The organism is Seonamhaeicola sp. ABD4_340, assembly GCF_056312135.1.
Window position 1 is genome coordinate 642,523 of the sequence record NZ_CM149981.1, and the last position, 22,810, is coordinate 665,332.

General features: G+C 32.8%; 14 protein-coding genes. 6 read left to right on the forward strand and 8 right to left on the reverse strand.

The window, feature by feature from the left end; all coding sequences use genetic code 11:
* A complete protein-coding gene (locus ACYX4H_RS02905) occupies positions 1-1,530 on the forward strand; it encodes a RagB/SusD family nutrient uptake outer membrane protein (RefSeq protein WP_476237698.1) in 1,530 nt (509 codons plus the stop codon).
* A gap of 79 nt (positions 1,531-1,609) precedes the next feature.
* Positions 1,610-2,356, forward strand: coding sequence for a 23S rRNA (guanosine(2251)-2'-O)-methyltransferase RlmB (gene rlmB, locus ACYX4H_RS02910; protein WP_476237699.1), 747 nt, complete (start codon positions 1,610-1,612; stop codon positions 2,354-2,356).
* Positions 2,357-2,369: 13 nt separating this feature from the next.
* Here the strand turns inward: rlmB and ACYX4H_RS02915 are convergent, their stop codons facing one another.
* A complete protein-coding gene (locus tag ACYX4H_RS02915; RefSeq protein ID WP_476238627.1) occupies positions 2,370-3,095 on the reverse strand; it encodes a rhomboid family intramembrane serine protease in 726 nt (241 codons plus the stop codon).
* Between the two features lie 174 nt (positions 3,096-3,269).
* Between ACYX4H_RS02915 and ACYX4H_RS02920 the strand changes: the two genes are divergently transcribed.
* The gene (locus tag ACYX4H_RS02920) at positions 3,270-4,550 is read left to right on the forward strand and encodes a replication-associated recombination protein A (protein WP_476237700.1); all 1,281 of its coding nucleotides are present in this window, start codon (positions 3,270-3,272) and stop codon (positions 4,548-4,550) included.
* 13 nt (positions 4,551-4,563) lie between these two features.
* Here the strand turns inward: ACYX4H_RS02920 and ACYX4H_RS02925 are convergent, their stop codons facing one another.
* Genes ACYX4H_RS02925 through radC form a run of 4 tightly spaced genes read right to left on the reverse strand, consistent with a single transcriptional unit; the run spans position 4,564 to position 8,169 of the window.
* Positions 4,564-5,421, reverse strand: coding sequence for a hypothetical protein (locus ACYX4H_RS02925; protein WP_476237701.1), 858 nt, complete (start codon positions 5,419-5,421; stop codon positions 4,564-4,566).
* Positions 5,422-5,463: 42 nt separating this feature from the next.
* A complete protein-coding gene (locus tag ACYX4H_RS02930; protein WP_476237702.1) occupies positions 5,464-6,150 on the reverse strand; it encodes a YjjG family noncanonical pyrimidine nucleotidase in 687 nt (228 codons plus the stop codon).
* Positions 6,143-7,444 carry a polysaccharide deacetylase family protein gene (locus ACYX4H_RS02935; protein ID WP_476237703.1) on the reverse strand — a complete coding sequence of 434 codons (1,302 nt, stop codon included), beginning with the start codon at positions 7,442-7,444 and terminating at the stop codon, positions 6,143-6,145. The genes ACYX4H_RS02930 and ACYX4H_RS02935 overlap by 8 nt, the downstream gene beginning before the upstream one ends.
* Positions 7,445-7,470: 26 nt before the next feature.
* Positions 7,471-8,169 (reverse strand): RadC family protein, encoded by a 699-nt coding sequence (radC, locus tag ACYX4H_RS02940; protein ID WP_476237704.1) that lies wholly within the window; start codon positions 8,167-8,169, stop codon positions 7,471-7,473.
* Between the two features lie 53 nt (positions 8,170-8,222).
* Between radC and ACYX4H_RS02945 the strand changes: the two genes are divergently transcribed.
* On the forward strand, positions 8,223-8,675 hold the full coding sequence (locus tag ACYX4H_RS02945; protein WP_476237706.1) for a DUF1569 domain-containing protein: 453 nt from the start codon (positions 8,223-8,225) through the stop codon (positions 8,673-8,675).
* A 9-nt stretch (positions 8,676-8,684) separates the two neighbouring features.
* On the opposite strand, the gene ACYX4H_RS02950 is transcribed toward ACYX4H_RS02945, so the two are convergent.
* Complete coding sequence (locus ACYX4H_RS02950; RefSeq protein WP_476237707.1) at positions 8,685-9,839, reverse strand: hypothetical protein; 1,155 nt, start codon at positions 9,837-9,839, stop codon at positions 8,685-8,687.
* A gap of 204 nt (positions 9,840-10,043) precedes the next feature.
* Here ACYX4H_RS02950 and ACYX4H_RS02955 point away from each other — a divergent pair, with 204 nt between their 5' ends.
* A complete protein-coding gene (locus tag ACYX4H_RS02955) occupies positions 10,044-13,649 on the forward strand; it encodes a glycosyl hydrolase 115 family protein (protein ID WP_476237708.1) in 3,606 nt (1,201 codons plus the stop codon).
* Here the strand turns inward: ACYX4H_RS02955 and ACYX4H_RS02960 are convergent.
* Together ACYX4H_RS02960 and ACYX4H_RS02965 are read right to left on the reverse strand one after the other, a co-directional pair.
* A complete protein-coding gene (locus ACYX4H_RS02960) occupies positions 13,646-15,001 on the reverse strand; it encodes a UDP-N-acetylmuramate--L-alanine ligase (RefSeq protein WP_476237709.1) in 1,356 nt (451 codons plus the stop codon). The two genes, ACYX4H_RS02955 and ACYX4H_RS02960, sit on opposite strands and share 4 nt — an antisense overlap.
* A gap of 191 nt (positions 15,002-15,192) precedes the next feature.
* The gene (locus ACYX4H_RS02965; protein WP_476237711.1) at positions 15,193-16,146 is read right to left on the reverse strand and encodes a tetratricopeptide repeat protein; all 954 of its coding nucleotides are present in this window, start codon (positions 16,144-16,146) and stop codon (positions 15,193-15,195) included.
* Between the two features lie 169 nt (positions 16,147-16,315).
* Here ACYX4H_RS02965 and ACYX4H_RS02970 point away from each other — a divergent pair, with 169 nt between their 5' ends.
* On the forward strand, positions 16,316-22,717 hold the full coding sequence (locus tag ACYX4H_RS02970; protein ID WP_476237712.1) for an alpha-2-macroglobulin family protein: 6,402 nt from the start codon (positions 16,316-16,318) through the stop codon (positions 22,715-22,717).
* Positions 22,718-22,810: the final 93 nt, after the last annotated feature.

The window sequence follows — 22,810 nt, forward strand, 5'->3', positions numbered from 1 at the left end:
ATGAAAAAATTTAGTTTATTAATATTTGCACTTGTTTTTATAACAAGTTGTGAAGAGAGTTTTTTAGACTCTGATCTAGAAAACATAGTTACTGATGATACAATTGCTGCTTTAGCTGAAGAATCACCTGAAGCGTTATTAAATGTTGCTAATTCTTTTGATATTGGAACCATTAATAACATGCGAACATTTGATGTCGCTAAAAGTGGTGGTGATCATAATGACTATGGGCAAAAATCAATTGATATTATGATGGACTTAACATCTAATGATATGATTGATTCTGGCAATGGCTGGTGGTATGATGATGTGTACAAGTTCATAGGAAGAACTCAAGAAGCAGGTACAGAAACAAATACTATTTGGAATTATTATTATGAAATAATTAAAGGAGCAAACCAAACAATATTATTAATTGGTGGTTTAGACCCTTCTGTTTTGACAGATGATTTATCATATGTATTAGCTAGATCAAAAGTAGTTAGAGGCTTATGTTATTTACAATTAATTCAAATTTATCAAAAAGGACAACCATCTATGACAGATGCTGGTGTTCCAATTATTGACCCAACTGCTGATGTTGTAAACGGGCCTGGTTTTGGTAGAATGACAGTTCAAGATGTTTATAATCAAATTGAAAGTGATTTAACAGAAGGCTATGAAGAACTTGAAGGTTATTCTAGAGCAGATAAAACTTCAGTCAATCAAAATGTAGCTGCTGGTTTATTGGCAAGATTCTACCTTTTGTCAATGGACTACACAAAAGCTGTTGAATATGCAGAAATTGCTAAAGCTGGTGGTTCTTTGGCTGCCGATCAACTTACAGACGGATTTCAATTTATCAGCAACCCAGAATGGATATGGGGAGCTGACCTAAATGGAGACACTTCAACTTACTATGCTTCATTTTTTGCTCAAATGCAATCATACTCTCCTAAATATCAAGCTGCAAATGGTATAACACCTGGTTATACTGGCCAATTAGGACACCATAGAACAGTTGACGTTAGACTATATGAAGAGGTTTCTGATACAGATATAAGAAAAAATTGGTTTGGACCAGATAATGGGGAAATTTTTAGACCTAAGGCAGAACAAATTTATAACTACAAGTTTTATGACGATACTTTCTTTGAAGCTGATTATGTATACATGCGCGTAGCTGAAATGTACTTAATAATTGCCGAGGCTAAAGCTGCTAGCGGAGATGATGCTGGTGCAGCTCAAGCACTTTATGATCTTATAAGCACTAGAGACAGTGCCTACACTCTTTCTTCTAACACAGGTACAGCTTTACTTGATGAAATTAAAATTCATAGAAGAATAGAATTATGGGGTGAAGGATTTGGTCTTTTAGATATGAAAAGATGGGGTGTTGGTTTAACTAGAGTTTTCGATGGAAGTACACATCCTAATGATCCTACATCATATTTTAATATCCCTGCAGGAGATCCTAGGTTTACTTTTCAAATTCCTGAAAGTGAAATTAATTTAAATGATGCAATTACTCAAGGAGATCAAAATCCATAATACTATTACTTACTTTAAAGAGTAGAATAAATTAATTAGAACCACCTCAATAGAGGTGGTTTTTTTATACCTTTACCCCATGCAAAACCAAACACAAATATTCGGTATTAGAGCCATTATTGAAGCCATAAACGCTGGAAAAACCTTAGATAAAGTTTTTTTACAAAAAGGGTTAAAAGGCGATTTGTATTCTGAATTAGAAACTCTTATTAGAAAACAAAGCATCAACATGGCTTACGTGCCTGTAGAAAAACTAAACAGGCTCACTAAAAAAAATCATCAAGGTGCGGTTGCCAATATTTCACCCGTAGATTTTCTTGATATTGAAGATTTGGTTTTAAACACTATTGAAGCTGGTAAAACACCACTATTTTTACTATTAGATCAGTTGAGCGATGTTAGAAATTTTGGTGCTATTATAAGAACTGCAGAATGTACTGGTGTTAACGGTATTATTTTTCAGAAAAAAGGTGGTGCTCCTGTTAACGGAGATACTATTAAAACAAGTGCTGGTGCCGTTTTTAAAATGCCTTTATGCAAAGTTGACCATATTAAAGATGCTGTTTTTTACATGCAAGCATCGGGTATAAAAGTTATTGCTGCAACTGAAAAAACAGACAACACATTATATGATGTTTCTTTTAATGAAGCATGTGCTATTATTATGGGCTCTGAAGATAGAGGTATAAATCCATCTACATTAAAAGTGGTTGATGAAAAGGCTAAACTACCGTTGTTGGGCGATATTGAATCATTAAACGTATCTGTGGCTTGTGGTGCTTTTTTATATGAAGCAGTGCGCCAAAGAATTTTAAACGATAATTAATATTTTTTTTAAGTTACTCGTTTTCCTTTTTATAAATGTAATTTATTGTTGTATTTTCATCAGTTTCTTCTGGTGGTTTTGTTTCAATAAAATTACCATCTTCATCAAAATGCTTTAAAAAAGGGTCGTCGTTTTCATTATAATTCTCATTTTCCCAATCGTACTTTTTTGGTTTTGCTATATTACTTTTAAACAGTAAGGCAAATATAAAACCTGTTATTAATCCTGCTAAATGGCCTTCCCAAGACACACCTTCTTTAATAGGCATTACATACCAAACCATACTACCATACAAAAACACAACCAATAAACTTAGGGCTATTAAACGGTAATGTTTTGCAAAAATACCTTTAAAAAAAGTAAAACTTACAAGTACATAAATAAGTCCACTTGCACCTATATGATATGATGGCCTGCCAATACACCAGGTTATAAAACCAGAAACTAAAATACCATAAATTAAAATTTTCCAAGCTAAAGCTCTGTAGAAATAAAATAAAGCCATGCTTAACACAAAAAGCGGTACTGTATTATGATATAAATGCTCTATACTACCATGAATAAACGGGCTAAATATAACACCACGTAGGCCTTTTAAGCTTAGCGGATAGATGCCATATTTATTAAAATTTGTATGAAATTGCACCTCAAAAGACATAACCGACCATATTATTAATACAAAAAATATTGGGTATGCTATTACGCCGGTACTAAATGTAAAATGCTTGCTGCTCATAATACTAAAATAGCAAATAATAAACCATTTATAGTAAAGGTGTTATTTTGGCAGATATGCGCGTGAGGGATTGCAGCGGTATCCTTTTTTGAGGTACGATAAAAAAGATTTAGCGGAAAGCCCGACCCAAATGTATTTGGGGCACGCTATAACAAAAAAATAGATTAATTTTACTGTATGAATGAACCTTTAGCTGAAAGATTACGCCCAAAAACTTTACAAGATTATGTGAGCCAGAAGCATTTGGTTGGTGAAAATGGTGCTTTAACCAAAAGTTTAGAGCATGGTTTAATTCCGTCTATGATTTTTTGGGGGCCACCTGGTACCGGAAAAACTACTTTGGCTAATATTATTGCTACAGAATCTGGCAGACCATTTTACACTTTAAGCGCCATTAGTTCTGGCGTTAAAGAGGTGCGTGAAGTTATTGAAAAGGCTAAACAAAGTGGCGGACTTTTTACTACTAAAAACCCTATTTTGTTTATTGATGAAATTCATAGATTTAGCAAATCGCAACAAGATTCCTTATTGCAAGCTGTTGAGAAAGGTTGGGTTACTTTAATTGGCGCTACTACAGAAAACCCTAGTTTTGAGGTTATTTCGGCTCTGTTATCACGCTGCCAAGTGTATATTTTAAATGCTTTTGAAAAAAAAGATTTAGAAACTTTACTTAACCGTGCTATTAAACATGATGAATTTTTAGCTAAAAAAAATATTACATTACAAGAAACTGCTGCGCTTTTAAGGCTTTCTGGCGGTGACGGACGCAAACTTTTAAATGTTTTTGAGCTTATTGTAAGTTCTTTTGAAAATGATAAAGATATTGTAATTACTGATGCTATTGTGCTTGAAAAAGTGCAAAATAACACGGTGCGTTATGATAAAACAGGTGAACAGCATTATGATATAATTTCGGCTTTTATAAAATCTATTAGAGGTAGTGACCCCAACGGTGCTGTATATTGGCTAGCAAGAATGATTGAAGGTGGTGAAGACATAAAGTTTATTGCCCGCCGTTTGCTAATTTCGGCAAGTGAAGATATTGGTAATGCCAACCCAACAGCTTTGGTTATTGCTAACAATGCGTTTCAGGCAGTTGCTACTATTGGTTACCCAGAATCTCGTATAATTTTAAGTCAATGCGCCACGTATTTAGCCTGCTCGCCTAAAAGCAATGCTGCTTATATGGCTATAAATGAAGCGCAACAAAAAGTGCGTGAAACAGGCGATTTAAGTGTGCCCTTGCATATTAGAAATGCGCCAACAAAACTTATGAAAGAGCTTGGTTATGGTGAAAATTACAAGTATGCCCATAATTATGAAAATAACTTTGCCGAACAAGAGTTTTTACCCAATGAAATTAAGAACACTACGTTTTATAAACCAGGAAATAACGCACGTGAAAACGCACACCGTGAATTTTTAAAACAACGCTGGAAAAATAAATACAACTACTAAACTTTAATTATTATTAAAATTTTATGTTTAGTGTTTCCTGTTTTAACTGTCCGTTTTGGTAATACTCTAAAAACCAAGTAGTGTCTTTTTTGTACAAAATAGCCGAAGTATCTTCAACTAAATACACATTATTTAAACCTGTTGTTTTAATTTTATAGACCACTTTAGGCGAACTATCAACTAACTGAAATCCGTTTTCAATAGCTTGGGCATATAAAACATTGCTAGTTGATGGTTGTACTACTTTTGTTGTTACTTTTTGAGTTTGTACTGTGGTTTGAGCGGGCGTATTAACTTCAACTACTTGCTTTTTTGAAGTTTTTAAGCTTTCAATTTCTGCTTTTAAAGCTTCAATTTCTTTTGAAACTTCATTTTTTTCAGCTGAACTTTGCGATTGTGCTTTTGCTACTGTAGAAATAGATGTAATAGCATCACTTGGTTGGTAGGAGTAATTTAAGTTTGCTATGTGGTTAAACGCTGCTCTTAAGGCTAAATTATAAGCTTTATCATATTCTTTTTCTCTACTTTCACCAACAGGCGAGGTATACACTACCCTATCATTACAATCTTTTAATTCTACTTGTAGTTTGGTTTTAAACATTCCGGAATCTTTTAAAACATCAGATTTTAAACCTAAACATCTGTTAAATTTTAAATCGTCTGGATATTCTTCGCCTTCCATAATAGCCTTAAAGCCATATTTATTGAATAAAAATTGCGCTAACCCATTTAACTGATACTGATTTTTTTCTTTTAAGAAATCAAATTTGTTAGGTACAATAACGTATTTGTAGTTGTTTAAATTTTGCTGCGCATAAACCGATGTAAAAAGTAAACAAGTAATTATTAAAGATATAAACTTAAATTTCATTGTATTTTTTATTATTAGTGGTATTTGTAAATATACGTTTTATTATAAATATTCTTTTAGCTGAATTAGATTATCTATTGTTTTAACGCCATTAGCCTGCGCTGTATTATTTACTTTTAAATAAATTACATCCATACCTATATTTTGAGCGCCTACAATATCGGCTTCATAGCTATCACCTATCATAACACTACTTTCAGCATTAGCCTGTGCTTTATTTAATGCGAAATTGAAAATTTTAGGGTTTGGTTTTTTTACACCAACCATTTCAGAATTTGTTATGGTTTTAAAATAATGCAAAATATTAGATTTTGTTAATTTTTTATGCTGAACCTCATCAAAACCATTAGTTATTATATGTAATTTATATTGATTTTGTAAATAATTCAAAACATTTACCGTGTTATCTAACAAATAATTATAGCTTGTTAAATATTTGATATAATCATCAGATAGTTTTAATATTACTTCTTTTTCAACATATGTATTTAATGCTGAAAAAGCATCATGAAGCCTACCAAAACGTAATGATTCTTTATCAATTTTTTCTTCCCTGTAAAGCTTCCAATAATTAAGATTTATAGGCTGGTAAACTTTCAAAAACTCATCAATATTAATGTCAATATTATTTAGTGTGAATATTTTATTAAAGGTAAGTGCAGAGTTTTTATCAAAATCCCACAATGTGTGGTCTAAATCAAAAAAAACATCGGTTATATTTTTAGTCATTTTGAGCAGATTCTATTATTATATTAAATAATTCTTTAAATCCTTTCCACCTGTAAACATCAGAAAAGGTATAGTTATGAAAAACAGGCACAAACTGCCCATTTACTTGCTTTACTTGGTTAATAATTTTGTAAAGCGTTTGCTTTTTATCTAACAATGAGCGGTTTTTTAATAGTACAAAATCCATGATATGGTACGGGTGAACCATTAAAGGTGTTTGCACCTCATAATCTAAATCATAAAACAGAAAAGGTGTGCAAGAACCTGCCCTAAATCCGGTATGGTTTACATAGCCCATACTGTAATCTTCATTAATTTCTAAATCAACTAAATTTCTGTAAGATTCGGGTAAATTTAACCTAGAAAACGAATGTCTAGATGCTTGCAGAGACATGTTTACTATAGATTCTATTTTGTTTTTTTCTTTTTTTAGAATTTCAACATCGTCAATAGCAAAATAAGATGCTTTAAGCCCTACATTACAATAATCGGCTACATGTTTAATTAAAGATATAAAGCTTTTTTTGTTTGGGTTTATACCTTTATCAAAGGTTGAATAATCGCCTAGTAAAAAGAAAAACAAAAACTTATAATCACTAGATTTTTGCCTATTTATTATATACTTAAATGTATCATACGGATCATGTTTTAAGCCTAAAAGCACTGCAAACCTTAAGTATAAACTTTTAAACCTAAACCTTAACATATCTTTTATAACGCCACCCATTGTACGTACAATACCTTTTAGCTTGTAATTATAAGCACAAGGTACATCTATAATAGGTTTTATGCTGTATGCTCTTTCTGGAAATACAAAATCTGGAAACTGTAGCTGTAATGCAGCTTTAAATTTATATGCCCAAATATCTACAACCGGCTGATGCAAAAACCCATGTTTAAACGCTAAACTTTGTATTGCTGTAAAACGGCCATATTCATCTTTTACATGTGGCAAATACTCTTCATAACGAGATAGCATATAAAATGTAGCCGAAAATATATCAAAAGGTATAGCGCCCTTTTCGCCTATATAAAAAAAGCATTTGGTGTTTTCCCAATCGTGCACGTTTATACTGATGTCTGACAAACCCTGCTCAAACATTATTTCATGACTTTTTATAAAAAACTCATTGCCTAATTGTTGTTTGGTGTATGACATTTTAAGGCTATCATGCGCTATAAATTTTTCAATGGTTGTTGTAAAATCTACTTCTATACCCAAAACACGCGTGCAAATATGCTTAAAAGCATACTTAACTCTTGGTGATATTTTATGTGTATAAACTAGTAACATTAAGGCTTCAAAATTTATTTAGTTAGCTATAAAACGGCTTCATCGGCAAAACTAAAATAGGCTTTTTCAGTAATAATTAAGTGGTCTAGCACTTTAATATCTAAACTTTGGGCGGCAATTTTAAGTTTATTGGTAATTTGTTTATCGGCTTCACTTGGTTTTAAAGTTCCTGACGGATGATTATGTGCTAAAATTAAAGCCGTAGCACCAAGTTCTAAAGCTTGTTTAAACACTAAACGCACATCAACCAAGGTACCAGTTATACCACCTTTACTTAACTGATTTTTTTGCAGCACTTTATTTGAATTATTTAGATAGATTATCCAGAATTCTTCATGTTGAAGTTCTCCAATTATAGGTTGCATTAATTCAAAAACCGAAGTGCTTGAGGTTATTTGCTTTTTTTGTAGAGCCTCTTCTCCTCGCCTTCTTCTTCCTAATTCTAAGGCAGCAGCAATGGTTATGGCTTTAGCTTCGCCAATACCTTTAAATGCCATAAGTTGTTTAATAGATAATTTACCTAATGCACTCAAATTATTATCTACACTGGCTAAAATACGCTTACAAAGGGCTACAGCACTTTCGTTTCTGTTACCAGAACCTATTAAAATGGCTACCAATTCGGCATCACTTAAAGCGGTTTTACCTTTGTAAAGTAGTTTTTCTCGAGGCTGATCATCTTGCGACCAATTTTTTATTGAAAACGATGAGCTTTTTTCTGGCATTTGATAAAGATAATTATTGTAAATTACTGCTGCAATAATAAATTTACTAACCCATGAAATCTTTATTTGAATCTGAAACTAAATTTGAAATACTTAATAGGCTCAATAAATTATCTCCTAAATCACAGGCAAAATGGGGTAAAATGAATGTTAATCAAATGCTTGTACATTGCCAAAGACCCATTGCATTAGCACTTGATGAAATTACAATAAAAAAGCCCAACTTTTTGGTAGGTTTAATGATGAAAATGGTTGCGCCAAGTTTATACAATGACAAACCATGGAAACAAGGCTTACCAACCGCTAACGAATTTATTATTGCTGGCCAAAAAGATTTTGTTTATGAAAAAGACATTCTTATTGAAAAGATTGAAAAAATGAGCAGCTCAAAAGGGTATTTTGAACCTAAAAAGAAACATCCTATTTTTGGAAGTTTTACTGCAGACCAATGGGGAAAAGCGCAATACAAACATTTAGACCACCATTTTAAACAGTTTGGTGTTTAAAAAATTTAATTACTTTTTATCTAATAATACAAACTCCATATCATAAGATTTACGTTGCCATCCGGTTACTTTAAAAAGCGCAATAAAATCTTCATCTTTTTTAATTTGATGCCTTTTGTAAAAGGTTTTAACAGAATCATTATGAGTAAAATAATCTAAAGCACTTATGGCGCCACAATCTTGATCTGAAAGAAAAAAACGCATTTCATTACCTGTTGGCATAGAAATTTTTGCCACTAAAGTATAATCTGTAATTTTATTATTGTGAGAAACAACATCATTATAAACTGTTTTAATTTTTGTATTAGGGTCTATTCGTTCAATTATTTGACTTTTATAACTGTATTGCGGGAACGTTTCAATTAAAATATTTTTTAAAATTCCCATAGATTTAGTCTGCCCAAAATACACTAAATTCTCCTTTTCTAACTGCGTTACACTCCACTCAGAAACCTGTGTAATATCAAACGGATAATCATAATCACCCCAAAAATCGGTTATAGTTCTACTGCAATACGGCGCCATCCAGTTAAAATAGTGGTGCTTACTTGCTATTAATTTCCCTTGTTGTTCTGGGTGGTGTTCAATATACTTTTGTAATTCTTCTTCAGAATTTATTTCATAATCGCGTATTATTCCCTTTTTACTAGTTGTAATAGGGCCTTCAATAGTAAAATAATCTCCAAAAATTACCGTGGTAGAAAGTTCATTTTGCATTAAACGTTTCCAAAATGCATTAACCGGCTTTTTATAAGCGTATAAAGCTATAACTAAAAAAACAACAATTGCTGCCAATACATAACTCCATTTTAATGAAGTCTTTTTTTTTGTTATTGGCGCACTATATTCTTCAAATCTTACTCTATACTGCCCTTTATCTATTGAAAAAACAATATCTTTAGAACTAGCGGAATTACGATAGTAGTCTTCTAATTTCTTTCTTAAATGATATATATAAACCCTAACCTTGTTGTCAGATTTTATGGGATCATATTTCTTACCAAAAAATTCAGTTCCAATTACCGTTTCTTTTATGTCTTTATCATCTAAAGTAGATTGCACTAAAAACTTTAAAAGCCTTACGTTAATTTTAGAACGAGAAAATGCCTTGTCTGATACAATTTTATCAAGTTGATATTCTATTTGGTCTCTTGTAAACTTCATTTAACAGTTAAATCTTTCAAAATTAATAAAGAATTTACAATTTTCCGAATTAAGAAACTCGCACCAAAAACACAACCACAACAACCTAAAAAACAATTAATTACACATAATTTTAAACGGTTAAAAAACGTAATTAAACAAATTTAAATCTCTTAAAACATAAACTATCTTTAAATTTGAGTTAACCAGAAAACTAAACTAAACATGAAAAAGCTTTTATTAGTAATTACTGTAATGCTATTTGCTGTAACCAGTTGTTCTACGTCATCTGAAAAAGATGGTTTCGCACTGTTTAAAAATGGCAATGTAGCATCTATATATGTTTCTAAAACCGAAAAACCTCAAATAATTCGTGCCGTAAAAGATTTACAAAATGATATTTTAATGGTTACCGGTGTGAAAGCTGAAATTATTCATTCTTTAGAAAATGCAAGTGATAATGTAATTATTATTGGGACTTCAAAAAACCCTGACATTCAAAAACTTCAAAAAAGTGAAGCGTTAAATGAATTTAAAGGGAATGAATCTTTAACCGAAGCTTTTCTACTCAAAACTGTTAAAAACCCAACCGAAAACATAAAAAACGCCTTAGTTATTGCGGGTAGTGATGCTATGGGAACAGTTTACGGAATTTACGATATTTCAGAAAGAATAGGCGTTTCGCCTTTATATTGGTGGTGCGATGTGGTTCCTAAAAAACAAGATAAAATTGTATTGAACAATGTTTTAACCTTACCAAAATCGCCTTCGGTTAAACATCGTGGTATTTTTATTAACGATGAAGAGGCATTAATACAATGGAGTGAAAAAACATTACCCAACAAACACAACTCACACATAAGCCCTGAAGCTTACAAACGTATTTTTGAACTTTTGCTTCGTTTAAAAGCAAATTCAATCTGGCCAGGAATGATGCAAGCTGGGAGTTACTTCTTTGAGGCAAAAGACGAAAACGGCGTGCCTATTAACCCTAAAAACGCCAAAGAATATGGCATTTATGTAGGTTCATCTCATTGCGAGCAAATGGCAAGAAATAATTATGCAGAGTGGTATGATTGGGCAGAAGCGCATAAAGATATGTACGATGCCAAGGGCGTTCCTGTTTGGGATTACACGGTAAATCCGCTCACCATTGAAGCCTATTGGCAAGAGCGTTTAAATGAGTCTAAAGATTTTAATATGATTTACACACTAGGTATTCGTGGTGTACACGATTCGCCTTTTGAATATGCAAATCTTAAAAATCCAACCCTTGAGAATAAAGTTAAATTATTGCAGAAAGTTATTGACCGCCAGCGTGAAATGATTAAAGAAACCTTTGGTTCAGAAGATGCGGTAACTCAAATATTTGTGCCTTATGAAGAAACGGGTGAGCTTTACAATGGCGAGAGTAAAGATGGAAAAGAGCAATGCGAAGGTTTAAAACTTCCTGAAGATGTTATTATGGTTTGGACGGAAGACAACTTTGGTTATGCACGCCAGTTGCCACGTCCTCACGAGCAAAAACGTGCAGGAGGAAATGGTTTATACTATCATTTAGCTTATCAGGGTGGCGCTACTTACGATTGGTTGTACACCACACCGCTACCACTGGTTCAAGAGGAATTGAAAAAAGTATACAACGAAAACGTACGCGACTTCTGGATTGTAAATGTGGGTGACATAAAACCTGCTGAATTAGGACTTCAATTTTATATGGCTTTGGCTTATGATATTGATTCGTACCCTAAAAACACAACTAAAGATTTTCTTCAAAAAAGTGCAAAACAGCAATTTGGTGTTAACGATGCCAATGCCAAAGAAATAGCCAATTTAATTACCGATTTCCATAACCTTTGTCGCCCTAAAAAACCAGAGCATTTAATACCGTTCTGGGACTGGAAATTAGAAAACAATTGGAGATACAATTTTTACAGTCTTTTTGATTATGGTGATGAGTCGCTTCGTCAAATTCAAACAGCAAATGAGCTGGAGCAAAAAGCAAAAGCTATTTATGATAACCTAGACGCATCTGCTAAAACGCCTTTTTGGCACCTTGCGTATTATCCTATTCGTTCAACCCGATTAATGCTAGAAAAAGTTAACTATTACAGACGAAATGTTGCCTATGCAAAACAAGGGCGTTATGCCAGTTTAAATGCTTATAAAACCTTATCTGAAAACGCAGAAAAAGCTATTCAAGCCGATTTAGAAACCTACAAACAACTTGAAGATGGAAAATGGAATGGCATCATGGACCCTTATGCACTTTACAACTTCAAAGAGCGCATATTCGATGTGGCCAATATACCCAACAACCTTGTTTATGACGAGCGTTTTATTGAAGAGGCTACCAAAGGCATTGGTTCGGTTTGCGAAAGTCAAGCCATTGGAAACGAAAACATAGAACTTCGTTTTTCTTCTTTTGAAGACAACACACGATTTATTGATATTTTCAACAAAGAAATTGACGCTAACCATTGGACTATTGAAAGTGATGTTGATTGGATAAAATTCTCAAAAACATCTGGAAGCGTAACCATTGAAGAACGCTTATTCGTTAACATTGATTGGGACAAAGCAGAAACCGGAGACAACAAAGCAACAATAACAGTTAAAGACGAACATGGTAATTCTAAATCTTATCCTGTAAAAGCAACAAAATATGATTTAAAACTTAAAGAGAAATCATATGTTGAAGGTAATAACATAATAGCTATTGAAGCAGAGAATTACACCTCAAAACAAGATGGTAAAGCTTCTAAATGGCAAAAACATGACAACTTTGGTTACTTCGGGGCTTCTATGTTTATTAAAGGCGGTACTAAAGTTGAAAAAGACATTAAAACCAATGCTGCTCGTTTAGAGTATTCTGTATATTTTGCCAACACAGGTACTTTTTACGGTCAGTTATACCGCATACCAACACTTAACGAAGGAAAAGGTAAAACTTCTGAAATTGCTATAGGATTAGATAATGAAAAACCTCAAATTTTAAGCGGTATAAGACACAAAGGACAAAGAATATCGGCTAAACTACCAAGCGGTACCACAGAAAAATGGAGTTGGGAAAACAACATTTTATCTGGTATGGAAAAAATACCTTTTGAAATAACGGTTGATAAGGCAGGTTACCACACCATAAAACTATATCAAGTTAATACCGGAATTGGTATTGACAGAATGGTTATTTGTACTGATGCCCAAGCAAAATTAATTCAAAAACGAGCTTTAATTGGGGCTCCAGAAAGTTACAATACTATTGCTCAATACGTTTCAACAAAACAAGCTGAAACTCCAAAAATCACAAAAGATATTGCCGAAGTTAGAAACTACCCTAAACCAGAAGCTTTAACTGAGGTGAAACTTAATTTTGCCTTGTATTCCATGATTGATGCTTTAGGCTTTACACCTGTAAATCAGCGTCATGTTTACGATGCAAATAAAAATCAATTTGGTTGGCGAGCAGAAGATGTTGATAACATTTGGTATCATCACAATGAAGCCTCAGAACGTGTTATATTTTGGCAAAGAGACGGACTTACAGGTAAAAAAGAAGCGAAGTTTTATGTTAGACTAAAAAAAGGAAAGTACAACATAAAATACTATATGGGTGACGCCAGAATTAAGGCTGAAATGATTTACTTTAAAGGTGCAACTTTTGATATGTCTTTTGCCATAAACGGAAAAACACTTATGAAAAATGAAAAAGTGTATTCTGGAAAACAAAAGATAGAAACTGTTGAAGTTACTATTGGTGACGACGAATTATTAGAATTAACCCTTGACGGCAAATGGATTATTAATGCTTTGGAGATTAATCCAATTTAATTAATTAACGTTTTAACCTCATCAAAATCTAAACCACCATAATTACCAGAGCTCATAAGCAATAACGATTTATTTGTAAAGTTTTGAGAAAAGAGATAATTCTTAAAATCTTCAGGATTGGTATAAATTATTAAATCTTCTCTCTGAAAAGCATCAGCTATTTGCTTATGAGTAATGGTATCTAATTTTTTAATTTCAACAGCATGTGGTGAATAGAAAACCACAGCAACATCGGCTGCATTTAAAGCGCCTTTGTATTCTTTTAAAAATTTGGCATTTAAGCTGCTGTACGTATGTAATTCTAAACAAGCTACTAAGGTTCTGTTTTGGTATTGCTCTTTTACCGCATTGGTAGTGGCTTCAACCTTACTTGGTGAGTGCGCAAAGTCTTTGTAAGCAACACTATTTGGGCTTTCAGCAATTTTTTCAAGGCGTTTACTAGCCCCTTTAAACGTAGCTATGGCTTCGTAAAACTCATCTTCTTGAATACCCATATGCTGACAAATCCATTTAGCACCTGCTAAATTATTTAGATTATGTTTTCCAAAGATTTCAATTGGTAATGCACCTTCTGACGTTTCTAAAAGCGTTTCGCCATCTTCAACAGTATATTCTGGAGTTTTATACGGTATTTTTCTAATGGTATTGTCACTAGCTTCAACCACACGTTTTACCTCAGCATCTTCTTCGTTGTAGTTAATACTTCCGCCATTAACAATAGAATCTACAAATATGCTGAATTGTTCAACGTAGTTTTCATAAGTTGGAAACACATTTATATGATCCCAAGCAATACCACTTAACAACGCAATATTGGGTTTGTATAAATGGAATTTTGGTCGTCTATCAATTGGTGAGCTTAAATACTCATCGCCTTCAAGTACTATAAAATCGTTTTCCTCAGTAAGTTTCACCATTACATCAAAACCTTCTAACTGCGCGCCTACCATAAAATCTACATCTCTATCATGGTAATGCATAACGTGTAAAATCATTGAAGTAATAGTTGTTTTACCATGACTACCACCAATAACTACGCGGGTTTTGTGTTTACTTTGTTCGTATAAAAATTCAGGATAACTATAGATTTTTAAACCCAATTCTTGGGCTTTCAATAATTCAGGGTTATCTTCTTTAGCGTGCATTCCTAAAACAATAGCATCTAAATTAGAAGTGATTTTCTCAGGAAACCAACCAAAAGCGTCTGGCAACAATCCTTTTGCTTTTAATCTTGATTTTGAAGGTTCAAAAATAGTATCATCGCTTCCTGTTACCTTGTATCCTTTGTTGTGCAATGCTAAAGCTAAATTGTGCATTGCAGCACCTCCTATGGCTATAAAATGTACGTTCATATAACAAATATCTACTTATAAGCTTAAAGTTCAAAGTTTAATTTTGAAAAGTTTAATACCCTAACAGTAATAAATGATTATAGACGGTTTTGATATGCGTTAGGGATTGAGGCATTTGTTGGAGCTCTTTTGTGAGGCACGAGCAAAAAGCGACTGCCGAAAGCCCGACCCCTTGTGGGTAACGCCCTAATTTATAGTCTTAAAATTTTAATTTTTTCTTCTTTGGCTTGTTTAAAGTTGCTGCGAGTTGCCAAGGCTTTGTCTATCCATTTTAAAGCGGCGGTTTTGTCTTGTTTATTTTTGTGAATTTGGGCTAACCTAAAATAGGCCCATTCAATAGGTACACCATCTTTAACCGAGTGGTTTTTTATATAAGCATGTAGGCATTTTTCGCCTTTTTCTAATTGAATATTATAGTCTGCGCATACTTTTCCTATTTGATAATGCATGGCATTACGGTTGTGTTTTTGGTAAGCTTGCTCAATATTTTGAATGGCTTGCTCTGGTTTGTTTTGCTTTTCGTAAAAATTGGTTAATTTTTCAAAACAGGTTACAGAACCGCCTGTGTTTAAAGCTAATTTATAATATTTTTCGGCTTGTTCTGGTTCTTTATCGTATTCATAAATGTAGCCTTTGGCCAAATAACCATCTACTTTTGAAAGGTTTTGCAGCTCATTAGCATAGTGTAATGCTTTGCTTTTACTACCGCCAATTATACCGGGTAGTTGCATGTATAATTCTACCAATGCCCAACGGGCATCAACGTGTTGTTTATCTAATTTGGCAGCTTTTAAAAAGGCAGCTTTTACATCATCAATAATAGTTAATGCTTTAATTTTACTTACCGATAGCGCTTTCATACCCAAAGCACCACCGTATTTATATTGGTAATTGGCATTTTTAGCATTGGCGTTAACCAATATTTTGTACTTATTTATGGCTTTATCCCATTTTTTTTGGTGGCCATAGGCATCGCCCAACAACTCTATACCCAATAAATTATTAGGGTTTTCTTCAACAAATTTTACTAAAACAGGTTCTGCTTTGGCATACTGTTTTTTTGCTAACATGGTTTGCGCTTGCTCAATATTTAACTGTCCATAAGTTAAAACAGGCAACAACAGTAGGTATATTAATTTGTTCATAAGTTTTTTGTCGGTTTCACAAAGTTAAACATTACAAGTTTCTTTTAAAATGAGTAAATTAACTCACCCAAAATAGAGGTTTACTCATTGGCTATTTTTTGGTACAGCTTTTGAATTTAGCTTAGCAAAACAAGCCAATTAAAAAGTAACCTTATACAACGCACAGTTTATGAAAAACTCACTATTAGCATTAATGATTATACTTTTTGCAAACATAACCAATGCCCAACACAACAATTACGAAGCGCTTTGGCAAAAGGTTGAAAAACTTGAAATTGAGGGTTTACCTAAATCTGCACTTAAAATTGTTAATAATATTGCCCTTAAAGCTAAAAAAGATAACAACGCCCCACAACTTATTAAAACACTTTTATTTAAAAGTAAGTTTGCTTTAATTTTAGAGGAAGATGCGCAACTTAATATAATTAATGATTTTAAAACTACTATTGAAACTAGCAGTTTCCCAATAAAAAATGTTTTAGAAAATCAACTAGCTAATTTGTATTGGCAATATTTTAAACAACATAGATGGCAATTTTACAACCGCACCAAAACTGATGAAAAAGTAAATAAAACCGATTTTAGAACCTGGGATTTACAAACATTATTCAACCAAATTAATGTGCATTACCAAAACTCACTACAAAACGGCTTAATGCTTCAATTAGAAGATTTAGCCAATTATAATGCCATTTTAAACACCCAAAAAGATTCCAAGGTTTACAGGCCAACACTTTTTGATTTTTTAAACCATAATGCTTTAGAATTTTACAAAACCAACGAAACACACATTACAAAACCGGCATATAAATTTGAAATTGATAACCCAGATTTTTTAGCTAACGCTGAAACCTTTTCGGCATTAAACATTACATCAAAAGACAGTACTTCTTTGCAATTACAGGCTTTAAAAATTTATCAAAACTTAATGCATTTTCATTTAAAAAGCAAAAACGCAAAAGCTTTAGCCAATGTTAATATTGAACGCTTAAAATTTGTTGAAACGCATGCTACTTTCAGCAAAAAACAATCACTGCTATTAAACGCTTTAAAAACTGAAGTCGATAAAAATAAAACGAATGAAACTGCGGCTTTATACCATTTTGAAATAGCCTCAATTTATCTTGAATTAAGCAAAACCTACAACGGAAACACCAATAAAGAACACCGCTTTAAAGCCAAAGAGGCGCTAGAAATTTGCAATACTACCATAGCTTATTTTCCTGAAAGCTTGGGTGCCGAAAAATGTAAAATTCTAAAAAAGCAAATATTAGAACCAGCTTTAAACATTACTACCGAAAATTATTTACCAATACAACAGCATGCTAGAGTTTTGGTAAACTACAAAAATATTAATACACTGCACTTTAAAGCTTTCAAGTTAAACGAAAAACAGTTTGAAAAATTTGCTAAAATTTATAATCAAGTTGATAAATGGGAATTTTTAAACACATTAAAACCTACTAAAACTTGGGAAAACTTACTACGCAATGAAAACGATTATCAGCGCCATAGTACCGAAATATTACTGCCTAAACTAAACAATGGGCGCTATGTTGTTTTAGCCACAACTAACAAAAATAGCAATGCCTTTTTTGCTCAAACCACGTTACAAATTACCGATTTAGCTCTGGTTGATGCTGAAAATAACACGCATCAAATTTTTCAATTAATTAACAGAAACAATGGCGAGCCTATACCTAATGCAGCCATTAAAATGTCATACAGTTCCAGATACAACGGCAATAGAAAAACCCAAAACCACACCACCAATAGCCAAGGAAAAATAATCATTAAAAAAACAAATAATTACTACCGCAACATAGCTATTAAAGTAAACCATAAAGATGAAACGGCTTATTTTGGAAATTACTGGATGGGTTCACGCCAAAACAAGCAACAACAAAAAACACAGTACAAAGCTTTTATTTTTACTGATAGAAGTATTTACAGACCTGGACAAACCGTATTTTTTAAAGCCATTGCGCTTAAAACTAAAAACAACACTTCTGAAGTTTTAGCTAATGAAAATTTATATGCGGTTTTATACAATACCAATGGTGAAGAAATAAAAGAATTAGAACTAAAAACCAATGCATTTGGCTCTGTTAGCGGCGAGTTTATTTTACCAAACACAGGTTTAAACGGCCAGTATTACATTGAAATTGATGCTGACAGAAGTGATTTGTATTCAAATCATTATTTCTCTGTTGAAGAATACAAGCGCCCAAAATTTGAAACCATCTTTAACCCCGTTAAAGAAACTTTTAAAATTAACGATTCTGTTACCGTAAAAGGTAATGCTATTGCTTTTGCTGGAAGTAACATTACAAATGCTAAAGTTGTATATCGTGTACACCGTAAAGTGCAATATCCGCATTGGTTTTATTGGTACAGGCCAAATTTTAACAGCGAGCCTCAAGAAATAACTCACGGCGAAACCGTTACCAATGCCAATGGTGAATTCAGCATTACCTTTAAAGCGCTGCCAGACACGAGTGTAGATAAAAAAAGTCTGCCTATTTTTAAATACGAAATCACTGCCGATGTTACCGATGTAAACGGCGAAACCCGAAGTGCAACAACCCTTGTAAATGTTGGTTATCATGCTTTAACTGCCAAAATTATTATTAATGATGCGCTCAATAAAAACAATAAAAACCACACACTAACTATTGATACAAAAAACTTAAATGGCGAATTCACACCCGCTAAAGGCAGCATAAAAATTTACAAACTTAAAGCTCCAAATACTGTTGTAAGACCACGCCCTTGGCCTGCGCCAGATTATCAAGATTTTTCAAAAGAAAAATTTAAAAACTTATTTCCAAATGAGGCTTTTACAAACGAACATTTACCTAATGAATGGAAAAAAGGCTCTCTTGTTTTAAACAAAACTTTTAATACCGAAATTTCAAAAAAACTTGATTTAGGAAAAATTAAAAAATGGGAATCAGGGCAATACATCGTCATTTTAGAAACTAAAGATACGTTTAATCAAAAGGTTAAAGACGAATCAAAAATATCTTTATTTAGTGATAAAGATGATAGTTTAGCCGACAATCAATTATTTAATATAACAACAAACAAAACTACATACAACGCAGGCGAAACGGCTTATATAACCTTAGCTTCGGCTGCAAAAAACATAGTAGTTACAGTATCTGTTGAAAAAAATCATGATATTATTGATACGCAAATAATTCGTTTAAATAACAATAAAAAAACATTAAGCATTCCCGTTACACAAAATGATGTTGGTGGTTTTGCTATTCATTACAGTTTTGCTGCTTTTAACAGTGCTCAACAAGGTACATTGCCAATTTTGGTACCATACCCAGAAACCGATTTGCAAATTGAAACCAACACCTTTAGAGACCGTTTGCAACCCGGAACAGATGAAACTTGGAATTTCAACATTAAAGGTCCAAAAGGCGACAAAGTTAGTGCCGAACTTTTAGCAAGTATGTATGATGCCTCTTTAAACCAGTTTAAAAACCATTATTGGTACTTCAACCCTATTAACAAACCCGTATATTACAGTGCTTTTAGAACTAATATGCTCCAAAGTTTTGGCACCACAAACTTTAAAGTTTACAATTCATTAAGTTATAATTACCATTATCCAAAGCAATATTATGACACATGGAATTGGTTTGGGTTTTCAATGAACTTTAATAAATGGACGTATAACAGATATTTAAATGCATTAAGACCAAAATTCACATCAAAACATAAAGAAACTTTTGATAAAAATTTAAAAACAGGTGTTATTAGCGGTACTGTTTATGATGAAACTGGAGAGCCTTTACCAGGAGCAAACATTATAATTATAGGAACAGAAAACAAAGCAATCACAGATTTTGATGGTAATTTTACTATTGAAGCAAAAAAAGGAAACACTCTTAAAATTAGCTTTTTAGGCTTTTTAGATTATGAAGTTAAAATTGGCAATAATAATGTTTTAAAAATAGCCTTAGTTGAAGATAGCGCCCAATTAGATGAAGTTGTGGTGGTTGGTTATGGCACACAAAAAAGAAAAGAATTAACAGGAGCAGTATCTAAAGTTATGGCTGAAGAAGCTGAAGTTTCTGAAGGACAAGCAATGATAAAAGGACAGGCAAATGACAATGAACTAAATATTCCTCCGCCTCCTAAACCTGAGAGTCCAACTAAAACAGATTTTAGCGAAATCAAAATTCGAAAAAACCTAAAAGAAACCGCCTTTTTCTTTCCGCATTTAAAAACAGACCATGAAGGCAATGTAAGTTTTAGTTTTACAACTCCCGAAGCGTTAACACAATGGAAATTGCAATTATTAGCGCATACCAAAAACTTAAAAAGTGCCACAAAAACATTAACTACAGTTACTCAAAAAGAACTCATGGTTATACCAAATGCACCACGTTTTTTACGCGAAGGTGACAGTATTAATATAAGTACTAAAATTTCAAATTTAACCGTAAAACCACTTTCAGGACAAGCACTACTTATTTTAACAGATGCTATTTCAGGAAAAGATATTACATCAAAATTACTTGTGAATAATAATAGTACTTTAACACTTAAAAGTGTGCAAAATTTTTCAGTATCATCAAAAGGTAACACTCAAGTATCGTGGCGTTTATCAATACCTGATGATGTTCAAGCTATTCAATATAAAATAGTTGCAAAATCTGAAAGTTTTAGTGATGGCGAGCAAAATGCATTACCTGTACTTTCAAACCGCATGTTGGTTACAGAAACTTTACCTATGTGGATAAAAAGCAACGAAACTAAAACCTTTACATTAAATAAACTAAAAAACAACACCTCTTCTACATTAAAACACCACAAATTAAGCTTAGAAATAACGTCTAATCCGGCGTGGTATGCGGTACAAGCATTACCTTATTTAATGGAATACCCTTATGAATGTAATGAGCAAACATTTAGCAGGTATTACGCCAATGCGTTAGCTAGCCATATTGTAAATTCTAACCCTAGAATAAAAGATGTTTTTAATCAGTGGGCATCAGAAGACGTGCTCATTTCAAACCTTGAAAAAAATGAAACATTAAAATCTATTTTAATTCAAGAAACGCCATGGTTACGCGATGCACAAAGTGAAACCGAACAGAAAAAGCGTATTGCTTTGTTGTTCAATTTAAATAAAATGAATAACGCATTACAATTGGCTTTAAATAAACTAAAAGGCAATCAAATGTCATCAGGCGCATGGCCTTGGTTTAATGGCGGTTATGAAAGCCGATGGATTACACAACATATTATTACTGGTTTTGGGCACTTGCATAAACTTAAAGTAACCAATAACGCTAGCAATACATCTCAAATGATTAAAAAGGCCATTAAATATTTAGATGAAGCTTTTATAAAAGAATACAAAGACCTAAAAAAGTACAATAAGAATATTGATTTAAACAAAGACCATTTAAGCCATAATCAATTGCATTATTTATACATGCGTAGTTTCTTTCCGCAGGTAAAAAAATCTAAAGAAGTTGAAAATGTTATTGCATATTACCAATCGCAAATTCAAAAATACTGGTTAAACCGTTCATTGTACGCCAAAGGTTTAATGGCTTTAATTTCACATAGAGCCAATGATGTAAAAACAGCTTCAAAAATTATAAAATCTTTAAAAGAAAATAGCATTACCAATGAAGAATTAGGCATGTACTGGAAAGAAAACACAAACTCTTGGTTTTGGTATCAAGCACCAATTGAAACGCAAGCACTACTAATTGAAGCGTTTTCTGAAACTGGCACACGCATTCAAAATGAAACTAAAAATTTAGAAACTATAGACAACCTTAAAATTTGGCTACTTAAAAATAAACAAACTAACCGTTGGAAAACTACCAAAGCAACTACCGAAGCGGTGTATGCCTTACTACTTCAAGGCAGCAATTGGTTGGATGTTACAGATATGGTTGATGTTTCTGTTGGTGAAGAAACTGTAAATCCTTCAAAATTAGAAAACACCAAAATTGAAGCTGGCACTGGGTATTTTAAAACCTCTTGGAATGCCCAAGAAATTAAACCAAATATGGGCAATGTTACACTAACAAAAAAAGGTAATGGTATTGCTTGGGGTGGTTTATATTGGCAATATTTTGAAGATTTAGATAAAATTACATCAGCTAAAACCTCATTAAAAATCTCTAAAAAATTATTTTTAAAACAAAACACCAATACAGGTGAAGCTCTTAGTGAAATAACTTCAAAAAGCAATTTAGAAGTTGGTGACCTGATACGCGTTAGAATTGAAATTAAAAACGACAGACCTATGGAATTTGTACATATGAAAGATATGCGTGCCGCTGGTTTAGAGCCTGTAAACGTTTTATCTAACTACAAATGGCAAGACGGGTTAGGCTACTATGAAAGTACAAAAGACGCCAGTACAAACTTCTTTTTTGATTATTTACCAAAAGGTATTTTTGTTTTTGAATATGATTTACGTGTAAACAATACCGGAAACATGAGCAACGGTATCACTACCATACAAAGCATGTATGCGCCCGAGTTTAGTAGCCACAGTAAAGGCGTAAGAATTCAGGTTAAGTAATTATATTAAAATAACAAATTTACAGAAGCTCCAAAAAAATGGGGCTTCTGTAGTTTTAAGCAACAACACTAAACAGTTTTTAGTAACTTTGTG